The following is a 14,273-nucleotide window of genomic DNA, read 5'->3' on the forward strand; positions in this document are numbered from 1 at the left end:
TTTTCACCTTCAGGCTGCGGACGTCACGCAGCCACAGACAATCGAATTTGTGCTTGCTGATGTCGATACCGATGATCGCCATTTCTCGCTCCTTGCCTTGTGCATACAGCCTCACTCCCGCAGAGGGGCTTGGATACCATTCAGGATGTAGAGAAAGGGAGCCGGCAGGCACACTCTACGGTACAGCATCGAGTGCTCAGGTTGGGTAGGTGCTTAACCGGCTCCGGGTAATGAGGTAGCTAATCCCATTACCCGGGAGAGATACAAGGTTGGGTTGAGCGCAGCGAAGCCCAACAGTGGCCAGGCCGAACCTCTCGTGCTGGGTTTCGATGATGGAGCCGTCGCAAACAACCTACGCGCGTACCCGTTAGCGGCTACTCATCGCGGCCGTGGGCCGCTCCTACAGAGGGCTGATGCTCGCGTAGGAGCGGCCGCATCGGCGGACCGCCATGGCCGCGATTGATCAGAGCGCAACGGCAACAATGCCAGGGCCGAATCCTTCAGGTTGGTTGCGACGATAGGGCCGTCGCAACCAACCTAGGCAATAACCGGATAACCCTGCTCCACCGCTTCTCGCCGCCAGTCTAGCAGCGGTAGATAGGTCGTCTCGTCCACCGCAGTGACACCCTCGATGGCCAGGATGTCGGCCAGGGCAGGATCGGCGGCCAGGCTGTCGTTCAAGGCGGCGCGCAGGGCTTCCACGTCCGCATCCGAACGACTGGCGGCGGTGATGAAGGGCAGCGTCGGACTGGGGCGGGTGCGTTGCAGCAGGCGCAGGCCGGCGACCCGCTCGGGTTGGGCGCGTTGCAGATAGCCGTAGGTCACGGCATCCACCGAGGCCACATCGGCATGCCCTTGCTGCAACAGTGCCAGGCTGTTGGCGTGGCTCTCGCTGACGATCATCTCGCCGAAGAAGCGGGCCCGCTCCGCCAGGGGCGCCACGGCGTGGCGCAGCAGATTCATGCCGGTGTTGGAATCCAGGCCGTTGAGCGCCACGCGCTTGCCGCGCAGATCGGCCAGGCTGGTCACCTCCAGCGTCTCGGGCACCAGGATGAAGGCGCAGTGCTCGGCCGCCTGGCAGCCCGCGAAGCGATAGCGCGGCGCCGCCACCAGGCGCACCTGGCCGCGCAAGCGGGTGGCCCAGGGATAGCCGCAGGTCTGCGCCAGCAGCAGCTCGGGATGCGTCCAGAGCGTCGACAGCTCCTCGGGCGCGGGGTCGAGCGTCTCGTCCAAGCGCAGCGCCACGGCTTCGGCCAGCTGACGATAGGCGTCGCGCACCTCGGCAGGCTCGACGTACATGGTAAGGGCGGCGACGGTCATGGGCGGCTCCAGCACGGAAAACCGCCATTATCCCCTATCACTGCACTCAGAGCGCCGCCTTTACCCGTTCGGCGTTTTCCGCCGGCAGCCAGGTCGTCCAGACCTCCGGATGCTCCTTGAGGAAACGCTTGGCCACCACCTGGGCGTCTTCGCGTTTCTCGGCCATGCCGGCGAGGATGCCGTTGAACTGGTCGAGGGGGAATTCGACCTTCTCGAACAGCGCCACCAGGGCCGGTGCCTTGTCGTGCAGGTCGCGGGAGACGCCGATGGTAATCTTGGCCGGCAGCGAGCGCGACGGCAGCGGATCGGGATTCTTCGGATCCGACAGGGTCTCCCAGGCCTTCTCGCTGAAGGGCGGCTCTTCCAGCTGGACCAGCTTGTAGCGGCCCATCAGCGGGGTCGGCGACCAATAGTAGAAGAGCACCGGCTCGCCACGGCGCATGGCGGTGGCGATGGCAGCATCCAGCGCGGGACCGGTACCGGTGCGGAAGTTGGTGTAGCTGTCGGTCAGCTTGTAGGCCTTGAGCTTCTGGCTGTTGACGATCTCGCAGGTCCAGCCGGTGGGGCAGTTGAGGAAGCGGCCCTTGCCGGGCTCTTCCGGATCGCGGAACAGCTCCTTGTAGCGCGGCAGATCGGCGACGCTCTTGAGGTCCGGCGCCTTGGCCTGGATGCCACGCGCGGGGTCGCCCTTGACCAGGTATTCCGGTACCCACCAGCCTTCGGTGGCGCCCTTGACCGTCTCGCCGACGGCAAAGACCTTGCCGGCCTTTTCCGCCGCGCGCCAGGCCGGACTGCGCCCGGCCCACTGCTCGCCAGTGACCTGGATGTCGTTTTGCGCCAGGGCGTTTTCCAGGGTCACGGTGTTGCCCGGCACGCTGTCGGTCTGGCAGCCATAGCCCTTTTCCACCAGCAGGCGCAGCACCTCGGTGGTGAACATGCCGCTCTCCCAGTTGGGGCCGGCGAACTTCACCGTCTGCGGATAGGGACAGCCGCCGTCGGCGGCAAAGGCCAGCGGGGTGATGGTAAGGCTGGCAAGGGTCAGGGCGAGACGCAGGCGCATGGGCTAACTCTCCGACGAGGACGTGGGCCTTTCGACCCCCGGCACTGCCATTCGTCCCCGCGGCCCAGAGCTATTTCACAGCGGACCGCCCTCGGCGGTCTTGCGCAGGCCGGCGATCACCGTCTCGCCGGTTTCCCGGGCCAGCTCGGCGTACCAGGCCTGGGTGGCCAGGGGCTCATGCCCGTGGGTGATCTCGCAGCGCTTGCGCGCCCGCTCGACGATGCCGGCTACCCGCTCCAGCCGCGCGGCCTGATAGGCCTGGAGCGCGGCCAGGGGATCCTGTTCGGCGTCCAGACAGCGCGCCAGCACCCAGGCATCCTCCATGGCCTGGCAACCGCCCTGTCCCAGGTCCGGGGCCATGGCATGGGCGGAATCGCCCAGGAGCGCCACCCGCCCCTGCACCAGGGTCGGCAACGGCCGGGTATCGTGGATCTCCACCCGGGCCACGCCCTGGGGGTCCAGCCGTTCGATCAGGCGCTGCACCGGCGGCGCCCAGCCGGCGAAATGCTCGGCCAGCTCCGCACGGTAACGGCTGCGATCGTTGGGCGTGCCCTTGGGCAGGGGCACGTCGAAGAAGAAATAGAATTCATCGCCGCCCATGGGCATCAGCGAGACCCGCTGATGCGCCCCGACGAATTGCGCCCAGTCCTGGGCCTCGGCCAGATCCGGCGCGATCTTTACCCGCCCGTTCCAGTTTACGTAGCCGCAATACTCGCGGGTGATGGCCAGGCCCACCACCCGCTCCCGCAGGCGCGAGTGGGTGCCATCGGCGGCGATCAGCAGGTCGGCACGTTCGCGCCGACCATCGTTGAGCAGCACGGTCACCCCGGCCGTATCCTGCTCGAAGCCCTCGCAGCCGACGCCCAGGGTCACGTGCTCGGCGCCCACCGCTTCGAGCAGGAGGCGCTGCAGGTGGGCGCGAGCGATGGGGCGCGCCGGTCGGCCCACGGCCTCATAGAGTGGCAGCAGGCTGAACCGGGTAAGCAACTGTCCCTCATGGTCGCGATAGCTCATGGTCTGCATGTCGCCGCTGACCGCGGCGATGGCGGACCCGAGCCCCAGCTGCTCCAGCACCTTGACGCCGTTGGGCCAGATGGAGAGGGCCGCGCCGATGGGGGCCAGATCCTGCGCGCGCTCGAACAGGCGGACCCGGTGGCCGGCCTGTTGCAGCGCCAGGGCGGCGGTGAGACCGCCCATGCCGGCGCCGGCGATGATGATGTCGAGAGATGGCATGACGGACCTCGTTGACCGGTAACAGATGCCTTGGGCAAGCAATTTCCTGACCAAGTGGTCAAGTATTGCCGCCCGGGCGTTGCCCGCTTGCCAGGGGCCCGGAAACGCACCAGGGTGGTGCCCCTTGACCATTGGTCGCTTCGTTTCCAGGCAGGCTGCCCTTCGTCGGCTCGCATGACGCATTCCAGAGCTCTTCTATACTCCTAAGGTAGTCGCCAGTCGCGTTGTACCCAGCGTTCGCCATCCACAGAGGCCCGCTTGCGGCGACCACAGCGGGTGAGGAGCAGGATCATGATCAATCATGTCTGGGGCCTGCTGGCCCATCCCGATCGCGAGTGGCAGCAGATTCGTCGCGAAGGGGAAACGGTCGGACACTTCTTTGCCCATCATGTCGCCTTCCTGGCGGCCATTCCCGTCGTCGCTTCCCTCGTGGGTACCACGACTTTCGGCTGGCGCTTCGGTGGCGGTGAGGCCCATGTGCTGGACCTGCCTACGGCGGTGGTTCTGGCGGTCATCAGCTATGCGCTGATCATGGCGGCGGTGGTGGCCATGGGGCACGTGATCCACTGGCTGGCGCGGCGCTATCCGGATCGGCCCAGCGCCAATCGCTGCATCCTGTTCGCCGGCTACGTGGCTACGCCCATGCTGCTGAGCGGCCTGGTGGGCTTCTATCCGCTGGTGTGGCTGTGCGCCATCGCCGGGATCGTCGGCCTGGCCTATTCGGCCTACCTGCTCTATACCGGCATCCCCTCCTTCCTCAATATCGATCAGCGGGAAGGCTTCATCATGTCCGGCTCCACCCTGGCCATTGGGGTGCTGGTGCTGGAGGTGCTGATGGCCACCACGGTGCTGATGTGGGGTTATGGACCCGAGTTGTTTGGCTGATCGAATGTCGTTTTGACATAGCAAAAAGCCCGGATCCGTTAATCGATCCGGGCTTTTTGTCGTCAGGGGGCTAGTGGCGGGAGAAGCCGTAGAGATCCATGGCCAGGATGCGATGGGCGATGCCGTCGTGATGAACGCTGAAGGTGCCCTCGGGATCGGCCGCGCCCAGGGCAACGAACAGCGGCAACAGGTGCTCGTCGGTGGGATGGGCCTGACGGGCCTGCGGCGCCTGACGCCGATAGTCGAGCAAGGCGTCCAGATCCCGCTCGCGCAGGCGGCTCTGGATCCAGTGCTGGAAGTCCCGCACATAGGCGGGAGACTCGGCGCCGCCACGGCGGAAGTCACCGAGGTTGTGGGTCAGGCTGCCCGAACCGATCAGCAGGGTATCCGCCGGTAGCACCCTGGCCAGTGCCCGGCCCAGGGCAAAGTGGTAGTCCGGTCCACGGGCGGCGCTCATCGACAGCGGCACCACGGGGATTTGCGCGTCGGGATAGAGATAGCTCAAGGGCACCCAGGCGCCATGATCCAGCCCCTGCTCGCCCGTCTCGGCCTCCCAGCCCTGCTCGCGCAGGCCCTGGGCCAGCTGCTCGGCCAGGGTCGGAGCGCCAGGTGCGGGATAATCCAGCTGATAGAGGGCCTCGGGAAAACCGTAGAAGTCATGGACGGTAGCTGGCCACGTGGCGTTGCCGAATACCGGTATCCGGGTGTCGAAGTGCGCCGAGACCACGACGATGGCGGCCGGGGTCGGCAGCGACTGCCCCAGGGCGCGCCAGGCCGCTCCCGCCGCACCGGCGTCGAGCGCCTCCATGGGCGAGCCGTGGGAAACGAACAGGGTGGGAAGCGACATGGTGGCGACCTCTCGAGCAGGATTCAGGAGCGCTTGCGTGCATCCCAGGAGAGCTGGCCCGCGCCCAGCAGCGCCAGGGCGGCAGCGGTCACGGCGAGAAAGACCGGATATTCCCAGCCACCGTGGGGATTGGAAAAGGACCAGCCGTTGCCGAAATGGACCGTCGCCGCCGCGAACAGTTGGACGGCGGCGACTGCCGCGACCGGACGCACCCAGGCGCCCAGGATCAGTAGCACGCCGGCGCCCAGCTCGAAGAAGGTGACCGGATAGGCCAGCCAGCCGGGAAAGCCCACCGAGGCGAAGAAACCCGCCGTGCCCGGCAGGGTGAACACCAGCAGCTTGGTCAGGCCATGGGCCAAAAACATGGCGCCCAGGGCCAGGCGTAGCAACAGGGGGGCATAGGAAGAGGTACGGTCGGTCATGCTGATTCTCGAACTGAGGAAAGATGACCCCATTGTCCTGTTTCCAAGACGCGAATAAAGGTGCACGCTGGGAATGAACTGTGCACGTTATGGAAACAATCCTTGGATACCCTGAAAGCTCTGCAGGCCTTCGTCAAGATCGTCGAACTGGGCAGCCTGACCGCGGCGGCGGAGCGGCTGGAGCTGTCCCGCTCGGTGCTGACCAAGCACCTGGCCGCCCTTGAACGGCATTACGGTACCCGGCTGCTGCAGCGCACCACCCGTACCCTGAGCCTAACCGAGGCCGGACGCACCCTCCATGAAGGACTGGTGCCCCTGCTGGGTGATCTGGAGGCCCTCGAACAGCGCCTGCAGGAAGGCCACGAACGGCCCCGCGGGCGTCTCAGGGTTAGTGCGCCCCTGACCTTTGGTGTGCGTCACCTGGCGCCCCTGGTGAGCAGTTTCCTGCACGAATATCCCGAGGTCGCCATCGACCTGGAGCTGAGCGATCGCCAGGTGCGCCTGGTCGAGGAAGGCTTCGATCTGGCCGTGCGCATCGGCGACCTCAGCGATTCCAGCCTGGTGGCGCAGCCCCTGGGAGCGGTCGAGCTCTTCATCTGCGCCGCGCCCGCCTATCTGCAGCGCCACGGTCGCCCCGAGCATCCTGCCGAGTTGCGCGAGCACCGCTGCCTGCTCTACAGCTATGCCAGCGACGGCGATCTCTGGGAATTCCGGCGCGACGACGAGCGCCTGCAGATCAAGGTCAGCGGGCCGCTGCGCGCCAACAACGGCAGCGTCCTGCACCAGGCGGCGCTGGACGGCCATGGCATCATTCGCCAACCGGATTTCCTGGTGGGTGATGACCTGGCGGCAGGTCGGCTGGAGCGGCTGTTCGCGCCCTGGTACACCCAGGCCATCGCCATCCATGCCCTCTATCCCCATCGGCGCCTGGTGCCGGCCAAGGTGCGGCTGTTCATCGCCTGGCTGCAGCGACATCTGGTCACGCCCGGGCCGCGAAAAGCACTGCCGTAGGTCGCCGCCGAACGGTCGTTGGGAGGGGCTTCGCAGCCTCGCGGGGCTTGCCTAGAATCCCGGTCTGTCCCGCCGGCGCTGCCGGTTTCTGCGATGGCTGTCGTCCATGTCGACCGAGAATCCCTGCCTCAGCTGTGGCGCCTGCTGCGCCCATTTCCGCGTGTCTTTCTATTGGGGCGAATGCCAGTCGGCCGGTGGCCTGGTGCCCGACCACCTGACCGTCGCGATCAGCCCGCATCTGGTGGCCATGCAAGGTACCGAGCAGAAGCCGGTACGCTGCGCCGCCCTGCTCGGCGAGGTCGGCTGCGGCACGCGCTGCACCGTCTACGAGAACCGTTCCAGCACCTGCCGCGAGTTCACCGCCGCCTGGGAGAACGGCGAAGCCAATCCCCATTGCGATGCGGCCCGCGCCGCCTATGGATTGCCACCCCTGACGCCGCCGTTGCAGCCGCATCTATCGCCCGATCGCGTAGCTTAGGCACTGTACGAAAACTGCCTGCGCTCGGTGATGCTTCGTTGAAAAACCTCTGGGTCGCCAGCCCGGTCGGAATGCTCATTTACCACTCGTAAACTCCCCTTCCTCAAGGTTTTTCGCCTCGCCTCACCATCGCTCGGCGACTTTTCGTTCAGCGCCTAGAGGAAACCAAACGGCCATCGCCGCTGCCCAAAAAGGCGACGGCTGGGCTGTAAAGCGTGGAAAATGCAGTGCGGATCAGGTTTTCACGGCCCTGCTTGATCGAATACCCTATCGCTCTTTCGCCCGCTATGCGTATCCTGTAGCGCCGAACAACAAGGCTGCTTCAACCGGCCACGTAGAGGCTCACAAAGGCTCTACGCAAGGCAAAGCTGCCGCTATACTGCCTGGCCAATACTCACACATGGAGTTTTTACATGAATAAAGCTGAGCTGATCGACGCCATTGCCGCGTCTGCCGACCTGCCCAAGGCCACCGCTGCCAAAGCCCTGGACGCCTTCACCACTGCGGTGACCGACGCCCTGAAGCAAGGCGACAGCGTCAGCCTGGTCGGTTTCGGAACTTTCGCAGTAAAAGAGCGCGCTGCTCGCGAAGGCCGCAACCCGCAGACCGGTGCCACCATCAAGATCGCCGCTGCCAAGCTGCCTGGCTTCAAGCCCGGCAAAGGCCTGAAAGACGCCGTCAGCTAAGACTGCGTTGGTCGATTCTTGTCTTCCGGGCGCTCCAGAGCGCTTCGGAAGACAGTCCCCCCGCTCCACCCGCTCTCTCCCTCCTCCGCTTTTCCCCTCTCTTCGTCCTAGTGAAAATCCCGACTCGACACCATGAGCTCGTCGAGCAGTGGACTCAGATCGGTCAGGCGACCGGCGATCAGGTGCTGCACCCCCGCCTCCCGTTCCAGATGCCCCTCGACCTGTAGCAGCCGTGCCTGCAGCAGGGGTCGACGCTGCTGTTCACCCACTGCGCGCCAGACCACCACATTGAGCATGCCGTGCTCGTCTTCCAGGGTCACGAAGATCACCCCGCTGGCCGTGCCAGGGCGCTGACGTCCGCGCACCAGTCCGGCTACCCGCACCAGGGCACCGGGCTTGATCTCGTCCAGCTGCCGGAAATCCCGACAGCGCCGCGCCTGGAGTTCGCCGCGCAGCAGACTCAGCGGATGCGGCCCCAGGGTGGTGCCCAGCATGCGGTAGTCGGCATGGACGTTTTCCGCAACACTGGGCGCGGGCAAGGCTGGTCGTTCCTCCAGGGCGCTGTCCGCCGATGCGAACAGCGGCAGCTGGCGCTCCACCCCGGCCATGGCCCAGCGCGCCTGATGGCGATCACCGGCCAGCTCCGCCAGAGCACCGGCCTCGGCCAGCTGTCCGCGCGCCCGGGCATCCAGCTCGGCCCGGCGACAGAGGTCCTCGACATCGCGAAAGGGCTGCGTACCCCGTGCCGCCACCAGGCGCCGACCCACCGCCTCCGCCAGTCCCTGCACCAGGCGCAGGCCCAGGCGGATCGCCGGCTGATGGCCGGCCCCCGCCTCCAGCCGGCAGTCCCAGTCGCTGGCCTGCACGGTCACCGCGCGCACCTCGATGCCGTGGCGCCGGGCGTCCTGGAGGACCTGGTCGGGACTGTAGAAACCCATCGGCCAGCTGTTGACCAGGGCACAGGCGAAGGCGGCCGGCTCGTGGCACTTGAGCCAGGAGCTGGCATAGGTCAGCAAGGCGAAGCTGGCGGCATGGGATTCGGGAAAGCCGTAGCTGCCGAAGCCCTTGATCTGCTCGAAGAGGCGCGCGGCGAATTCCGGGCGATAGCCGCGTTCGACCATGCGGCTGTGCAGGCGTTGACGGTGGGGTTCGAGGCCGCCATGACGCTTCCAGGCCGCCATGGAGCGGCGCAGCTGATCGGCCTCGCCCGGCGAATACTCGGCGGCGACAATGGCGATCTGCATCACCTGTTCCTGGAACAGCGGCACTCCCAGGGTGCGTTCCAGCGCCGGCCGCAATTCGTCATGGGGATAGTCGGCCTCTTCCTCGCCATTCCGGCGGCGCAGATAGGGATGCACCATGTCGCCCTGGATCGGCCCGGGGCGGACGATGGCCACCTCGATCACCAGGTCGTAGAGGGTTCGCGGCCGGAGGCGCGGCAGCATGGCCATCTGGGCGCGGGATTCGATCTGGAACACCCCCACCGTGTCGGCGCGGGAGATCATGGCGTAGGTGGGCTCATCTTCCTGGGGCAGGCTGGCCAGGGTCCAGCGCTGGCCGCGCCAGTTGGCGACCAGGTCGAAGCAGCGGCGCAGGGCGCTGAGCATGCCCAGGGCGAGGATGTCGACCTTGAGCAGGCCCACGGCATCGAGGTCGTCCTTGTCCCACTGGATCAGGGTGCGCTCGGGCATGGCGGCGTTTTCCACCGGCACCAGCGTGGCCAGGGGCGCTTCGGAAATGACGAAGCCGCCGGGATGCTGGGAGAGATGCCGGGGAAAGCCGATCAACTGGCCGGCAAGGATGAGTACCCGCTGCAGCAGGGGGCTGTCGGGATCGAAACCGGCTTCGCGCAGGCGCGCGGGGCCGGGGATCTCGTCGGTCCAGCGCCCGGCGCACCCGGACAGGGCGTCGAGCTGGTCGCCCGGCAGGCCCAGCGCCTTGCCGACATCGCGCAGGGCGCCGGCGGCATGGTAGGTGCTGACCACCGCGGTGAGCGCGGCCCGCTCGCGGCCATAGCGGCGAAAGACGTACTGGATGACCTCTTCGCGGCGCTCGTGCTCGAAGTCGACGTCGATGTCGGGCGGTTCGTCGCGCTCGCGGGAGATGAAGCGCTCGAACAGCAGATTGCCGGTGAGCGGATTCAGCTCGGTGATACCCAGCACGTAGCAGACCACCGAGTTGGCCGCCGAGCCGCGGCCCTGGCAGAGGATGTGCTGGCGGCGGGCGTAGTCGACGATGTCGTGCACGGTGAGAAAGTAGTTCTCGTAGCCCTTCTCGGCGATCAGCGCCAGCTCCCGGGCCACCTGGTCGGTGACCCTTGCCGGCGCCCCCTCCGGCCAGCGCCAGGCCAGGCCGCGGCGGGTCAATTCGGCCAGCCAGGAGCCCGCCGTCTCGCCGGCGGGTATCACCTCCCGGGGATAGCGATAGCGCAACTCGCCCAGGTCGAAGCGGCAGCGGGCGGCGATCGCCAGGGTCTCGGCGCGCAACGCCGCGGGATAGAGCCCCTCCAGCACCGCCAGTGGGCGCAGATGGCGCTCGCCGTTGGGATGCAGGTGATAGCCGGCCTCGGCCACCGGCAGGTGATGGCGGATGCCGGTGAGCACATCCTGCAGGGCACGGCGTCCGCGGGTGTGCATGTGCACGTCGCCGCAGGCCACTGCCGGCACGCCCAGCTGCCTGCCCAGCGCCTGCAGCTGCAAGAGTCGGGCGACATCGTCGGCGCCGCGCAGCAATTCGACGCCGAGCCAGAGGCGCTCGGCAAAGACGCTCCTGAGCCAGGCGCCCTCCTCGGTCGCGGGTTCGCCGCCCGGCAGCCAGATCGCCAGCAAGCCGGGCAAGGGCTGCTGCAGGTCCGCGCGACCCAGCTGGTAGCGGCCCTTGGGTGCTCGGCGGCGGGCCCGGGTGATCAGCGCGCAGAGGCACTCGTAACCCGGCAGATCCTCCACCAGCAGCACCAGGCGCAGACCGTCGTCGAGGGTCAGTTCGCTGCCGATGATCAGGGGCAGCCCGACCTGGCGCGCCGCCTGCCAGGCGCGGACGCTGCCGCTCAGGGTGCATTCGTCGGTGATGGCCAGCGCCGTGTAGCCCAGCGCCTTGGCCCGCTCGAACAATTCCAGGGCACTGGAGGCACCGCGCTGGAAGCTGAAGTTCGACAGGCAGTGCAACTCGGCATAGCCGCTCATGCGAACCAGCCCTGGATCCACCAGGGCGCCTCCTCGCCATAGCGGCGAAAGGCCCAGGCCTGGCGTCCGTCGGCCACCTCGATGCGATAGTAGTCGCGCCGCTGATCGCCCCCGTCCCACCAGCCGCTTTCGATGCGCTCGGGACCGGCGAGGACCCGGCGTGGCTGGCCGTCGAGTGGACGCGGTTCGCTCAGCAGCCAACCCGGACGCAAACCGGGCAAGGCGGTCTCCAGACGCCGCTCGTGGCGCCAGACCAGGGCGCGCTCGGGACGATGATCCGCCTGGATGCCGAGCCCCAGCACCGCTTCCTCGCCCAGCCGGGCACGCAGGCGTTCGCGCAGCACCTCCCAGCCCACGGCCTGGGCGGGGCGCTCGTCGAACAGGCCATGGCGTTCCGGCACGAAGAGCGGCAACTCCTCGCTTTCCAGGCGCAGCGCCAGCACCGGCGCCACCACCTGCAGCTGTTCGAGGCGACCGCGGGCGAATTCGAACAGCAGGGCGGCATCGCGTTCGGGGGCCAGCAGGCCGATGGTGAGGGTGGTCGCCGGACCCTGGCGGTGCTCCAGCCAGAGCAGGAAGCGCTGCACGCCCCGGTCGCGACTGGCCAGCCAGACCGCCAGATCGGCGGTGAGGCGACGCAGGGGGAACAGCAGCGCCTGGTGGGATTCCACCTCGAAATTGAGCTCCACCCGCGCCACGAAACGATCGGGCGGCCGATAGAACTCCAGCGCCAGGCTGCGACTGCCGCCCAGCAGATCCAGCTGCTGCAGCAGCTCGGGGGCGAAGCGCCGGGCCAGGGCGGGCCTGGGCAGGGCCTTGAGTTGCTCCAGGCGGCGGATGCCCATGCGCACCAGCGCCTGGGCCTGCTGGGGGGCGAAACCGGCGCGCTCCACGGGCAGCCGATCGAGCAGGCACGGCAGGTCGTCCGGGGAGGCGATGAGGCCATCGGCGACATTGGTCAACATCCGCGCCGCCACCGGATTGGGCGCCAGGGCCAGTCGATGGCGAAAGCCCAGGCCCTGGAGCTCCTGGCGCAGGCGCCGCTCCAGCCGCGGCCAGGGCCCCAGCAGCGGCAGGCTGGACTGGATCTCCAGCAGCAGCGCCCGCGGATAGTGGCGACTGACCTGGGAGCTGAAGCCGTAGCCCCAGGCCGCCAGCAGCGCCTCGGCCGTCTCGATGAGCGCCGGGTCGTATTCCTGCTGCTCGAAGTCGCGGGTCAGCGCCTGGGCGGCGGCCAGGGTCAGGCCGGGGCGCAGCCCCAGGGCCCGCGCGGCCGGATTGACCGCCTGCAGCAGGCGGCGCTGTGGCGGACCGGAAAGCAGCACCAGCGGCCGCTCCGGCTGGGGATGACGGCGCAGCACGGCATCCAGCGCCAGCTGCGGAAAGAGGATGCAGGCCCAGCGCATGGCAAGCTCAAGCGCCGCCGGCCAGATCGAGCACGCCAGGCTGACCGCCGCGGCATTTGCGGATGTGCAGCCGTTCCAGCGGCGCCCTGAGTTCGAGGCGCAAGGCCGCCGGCGAGGGATTGTCCAGGGCGGCGGCCGGGCGCAGGGCGAAGGCCAGGGTACGGCCGCTCTCGGCGGCGACCTGCAGCCGGCGCAGCTGGCGATCGTCGGCCCGCTCGGGCCAGCAGAGCACCGCGCCGAAGCAACCGGAGCGCAGGCACTGCTCGGCGGCCCAGAGCACCTCGGCGCCCTGGGCGCGGATCACCACCAGGGCATCCAGCGCCACGCCGGCCGCCTGCCAGGCCAGAGGATAGGGCAACAGCGGCGGCCCGATCAGGGCGATGCGCTCGGCGGCCTGGCTCAAGCGCGCCAGGGTCGGCCAGAGCAGCCGCAACTCGCCATGGCCGGGGCCGGCGAGCAGCAATTCGGTCAGGGCCGCTTCCGGCCAGCCGGCACCGGGCAGATGGGCATCCAGGGCGGCGACCCCGGTGGGCTGGTCGCTGCGCCGGGCGTCGGGACTGGTCTGCCCCTTCCACAGGCGCCGCTCCTCGAACAGCCGGGCCAGGCTGGCGCCGCCGCTCATGCCGCCAGACCTGCAGGGATATTGTCCATGGCCATCGCCTCTATCTGTATATGCATACAGTATTAGAGGCGATTCGTATCGGGGTCAAGTCGAACCGCTGTCTTTGCGGTTGCAGGGATCGCTCAGATCCAGATCACCACGCCGACCAGCGCGGCCAGCAACAGCCACTGTTCGAGGTAGTAGCGGAAGCGGTTGCGCTTCTTCAGCGCCTTGCCGCGCTGGCGGATGCGATAGAGGTGCCGGAAGGCGCGATTGAGGCCGCCGGTCTTGTCGCTGGCGTCATTGGGCGAGGCCGCCGAGGCCAGCAGGGTGCCACTGACCCAGCGGTTGAAGGCGCTTGCCCAGCGATAGCGCAGCGGCCTTTCCACGTCGCAGAAGAGGATGATGCGATCCTGGTCGGTGGTGTTCTCGGCGTAGTGGATGAAGGTTTCGTCGAATACCACCGCCTGGCCATCGCGCCAGTGATAGCGCTGGCCGTCCACCTCGATGAAGCAGCGTGGATCATTAGGCGTGGCCAGGCCCAGGTGATAGCGCAGGGAGCCGCCATAGGGATCGCGATGGCGCACCAGCCGCGACCCGGGCGGCAACTCGGCGAACATGGCCGCCTTGACCGTGCCGATGCCGCGCAGCAATTCGGTGGTCCTGGGGCACAGCTGCATGGCGGAAGGATGGCTGTCGCCGTACCACTTCAGATAGAAGCGCTTCCAGCCGCTCTTGAAGAAGGAGTTGAAGCCGGCATCGTTGTGCTCGGCGGATTTCTTGATCTGGCCGGCGCGCAGCAGGTCGAGGGCTTCGTCGCGGATCAGCTGCCAGTTGTCCTGCAGCACCTGGAGTTCGGGAAAGCGCTCCACCGGGTGATAGGGCGCGTTGGGCACCCGCGAGGTCAGGAACATGAAGGTGTTCAGCGGCGCCAAAAAGGTCGAATGGTCACTGAGCTGACGCAGCAAGCGATGGCGCACCCGGCCGCGAAAGTGCACATACAAAACACAGAGAAAAAAACCGCCAATCACGAACCACTTCACGCGTCGTTGCCCTGAAAAGAATGTTTCCGGATGTTATACGCCTCACCTCGGGCCGGGCCTAGTCTTTACAGTCTGACGATAAGCTGAATGCCTGGTGTC

General features: G+C 67.4%; 13 protein-coding genes. 4 read left to right on the plus strand and 9 right to left on the minus strand.

The window, feature by feature from the left end:
- Positions 1 to 537: 537 nt before the first annotated feature.
- The 3 genes from PSK12I2_RS0100010 to hpxO form a co-directional block, all read right to left on the minus strand.
- A complete protein-coding gene (locus PSK12I2_RS0100010; protein WP_037007447.1) occupies positions 538 to 1,320 on the minus strand; it encodes a phosphate/phosphite/phosphonate ABC transporter substrate-binding protein in 783 nt (260 codons plus the stop codon).
- 46 nt (positions 1,321 to 1,366) lie between these two features.
- Positions 1,367 to 2,380 carry an ABC transporter substrate-binding protein gene (locus tag PSK12I2_RS0100015; RefSeq protein WP_027596806.1) on the minus strand — a complete coding sequence of 338 codons (1,014 nt, stop codon included), beginning with the start codon at positions 2,378 to 2,380 and terminating at the stop codon, positions 1,367 to 1,369.
- A gap of 75 nt (positions 2,381 to 2,455) precedes the next feature.
- The gene (hpxO, locus tag PSK12I2_RS0100020; RefSeq protein WP_027596807.1) at positions 2,456 to 3,613 is read right to left on the minus strand and encodes an FAD-dependent urate hydroxylase HpxO; all 1,158 of its coding nucleotides are present in this window, start codon (positions 3,611 to 3,613) and stop codon (positions 2,456 to 2,458) included.
- Between the two features lie 291 nt (positions 3,614 to 3,904).
- Here hpxO and PSK12I2_RS0100025 point away from each other — a divergent pair, with 291 nt between their 5' ends.
- Positions 3,905 to 4,498, plus strand: coding sequence for a Yip1 family protein (locus PSK12I2_RS0100025; protein ID WP_007159047.1), 594 nt, complete (start codon positions 3,905 to 3,907; stop codon positions 4,496 to 4,498).
- A gap of 70 nt (positions 4,499 to 4,568) precedes the next feature.
- On the opposite strand, the gene PSK12I2_RS0100030 is transcribed toward PSK12I2_RS0100025, so the two are convergent.
- Both PSK12I2_RS0100030 and PSK12I2_RS0100035 read right to left on the minus strand, forming a co-directional pair.
- Complete coding sequence (locus PSK12I2_RS0100030; protein WP_027596809.1) at positions 4,569 to 5,345, minus strand: class III extradiol ring-cleavage dioxygenase; 777 nt, start codon at positions 5,343 to 5,345, stop codon at positions 4,569 to 4,571.
- A gap of 23 nt (positions 5,346 to 5,368) precedes the next feature.
- On the minus strand, positions 5,369 to 5,767 hold the full coding sequence (locus PSK12I2_RS0100035) for a DoxX family protein (protein ID WP_007159049.1): 399 nt from the start codon (positions 5,765 to 5,767) through the stop codon (positions 5,369 to 5,371).
- A gap of 102 nt (positions 5,768 to 5,869) precedes the next feature.
- Between PSK12I2_RS0100035 and PSK12I2_RS0100040 the strand changes: the two genes are divergently transcribed.
- The 3 genes from PSK12I2_RS0100040 to PSK12I2_RS0100050 all read left to right on the plus strand — a co-directional run bounded on the left by PSK12I2_RS0100040 (position 5,870) and on the right by PSK12I2_RS0100050 (position 7,942).
- Positions 5,870 to 6,778 (plus strand): LysR family transcriptional regulator, encoded by a 909-nt coding sequence (locus tag PSK12I2_RS0100040; protein WP_027596810.1) that lies wholly within the window; start codon positions 5,870 to 5,872, stop codon positions 6,776 to 6,778.
- Positions 6,779 to 6,884: 106 nt separating this feature from the next.
- A complete protein-coding gene (locus tag PSK12I2_RS0100045; RefSeq protein ID WP_027596811.1) occupies positions 6,885 to 7,256 on the plus strand; it encodes a YkgJ family cysteine cluster protein in 372 nt (123 codons plus the stop codon).
- A 413-nt stretch (positions 7,257 to 7,669) separates the two neighbouring features.
- The gene (locus PSK12I2_RS0100050) at positions 7,670 to 7,942 is read left to right on the plus strand and encodes an HU family DNA-binding protein (RefSeq protein ID WP_007159052.1); all 273 of its coding nucleotides are present in this window, start codon (positions 7,670 to 7,672) and stop codon (positions 7,940 to 7,942) included.
- Between the two features lie 107 nt (positions 7,943 to 8,049).
- Here the strand turns inward: PSK12I2_RS0100050 and PSK12I2_RS0100055 are convergent, their stop codons facing one another.
- The 4 genes from PSK12I2_RS0100055 to lpxO form a co-directional block, all read right to left on the minus strand.
- A complete protein-coding gene (locus PSK12I2_RS0100055) occupies positions 8,050 to 11,124 on the minus strand; it encodes an error-prone DNA polymerase (protein WP_027596812.1) in 3,075 nt (1,024 codons plus the stop codon).
- Complete coding sequence (locus PSK12I2_RS0100060; protein ID WP_027596813.1) at positions 11,121 to 12,530, minus strand: DNA polymerase Y family protein; 1,410 nt, start codon at positions 12,528 to 12,530, stop codon at positions 11,121 to 11,123. Before PSK12I2_RS0100060 ends, PSK12I2_RS0100055 begins: the two co-directional genes overlap by 4 nt.
- Before the next feature lie 7 nt (positions 12,531 to 12,537).
- Positions 12,538 to 13,152, minus strand: a complete 615-nt coding sequence (imuA, locus tag PSK12I2_RS0100065; protein ID WP_007159055.1) for a translesion DNA synthesis-associated protein ImuA — start codon at positions 13,150 to 13,152, stop codon at positions 12,538 to 12,540.
- 122 nt (positions 13,153 to 13,274) lie between these two features.
- Positions 13,275 to 14,174, minus strand: a complete 900-nt coding sequence (gene lpxO, locus PSK12I2_RS0100070; RefSeq protein WP_027596814.1) for a lipid A hydroxylase LpxO — start codon at positions 14,172 to 14,174, stop codon at positions 13,275 to 13,277.
- Positions 14,175 to 14,273: the final 99 nt, after the last annotated feature.

It is taken from the genome of Pseudomonas sp. MOIL14HWK12:I2 (assembly GCF_000510745.1).
Taxonomy (GTDB): Bacteria; Pseudomonadota; Gammaproteobacteria; order Pseudomonadales; family Pseudomonadaceae; genus Chryseomonas; species Chryseomonas oryzihabitans.

What these genes read in the sequence shown, in the direction of transcription:
- PSK12I2_RS0100010 (WP_037007447.1), bottom strand. Translation starts at nt 1,320, where the DNA reads ATGACCGTCGCCGCCCTTACCATGTACGTCGAGCCTGCCGAGGTGCGC.
- PSK12I2_RS0100015 (WP_027596806.1), bottom strand. Translation starts at nt 2,380, where the DNA reads ATGCGCCTGCGTCTCGCCCTGACCCTTGCCAGCCTTACCATCACCCCG.
- hpxO (WP_027596807.1), bottom strand. Translation starts at nt 3,613, where the DNA reads ATGCCATCTCTCGACATCATCATCGCCGGCGCCGGCATGGGCGGTCTC.
- PSK12I2_RS0100025 (WP_007159047.1), top strand. Translation starts at nt 3,905, where the DNA reads ATGATCAATCATGTCTGGGGCCTGCTGGCCCATCCCGATCGCGAGTGG.
- PSK12I2_RS0100030 (WP_027596809.1), bottom strand. Translation starts at nt 5,345, where the DNA reads ATGTCGCTTCCCACCCTGTTCGTTTCCCACGGCTCGCCCATGGAGGCG.
- PSK12I2_RS0100035 (WP_007159049.1), bottom strand. Translation starts at nt 5,767, where the DNA reads ATGACCGACCGTACCTCTTCCTATGCCCCCCTGTTGCTACGCCTGGCC.
- PSK12I2_RS0100045 (WP_027596811.1), top strand. Translation starts at nt 6,885, where the DNA reads ATGTCGACCGAGAATCCCTGCCTCAGCTGTGGCGCCTGCTGCGCCCAT.
- PSK12I2_RS0100050 (WP_007159052.1), top strand. Translation starts at nt 7,670, where the DNA reads ATGAATAAAGCTGAGCTGATCGACGCCATTGCCGCGTCTGCCGACCTG.
- PSK12I2_RS0100055 (WP_027596812.1), bottom strand. Translation starts at nt 11,124, where the DNA reads ATGAGCGGCTATGCCGAGTTGCACTGCCTGTCGAACTTCAGCTTCCAG.
- PSK12I2_RS0100060 (WP_027596813.1), bottom strand. Translation starts at nt 12,530, where the DNA reads ATGCGCTGGGCCTGCATCCTCTTTCCGCAGCTGGCGCTGGATGCCGTG.
- imuA (WP_007159055.1), bottom strand. Translation starts at nt 13,152, where the DNA reads ATGAGCGGCGGCGCCAGCCTGGCCCGGCTGTTCGAGGAGCGGCGCCTG.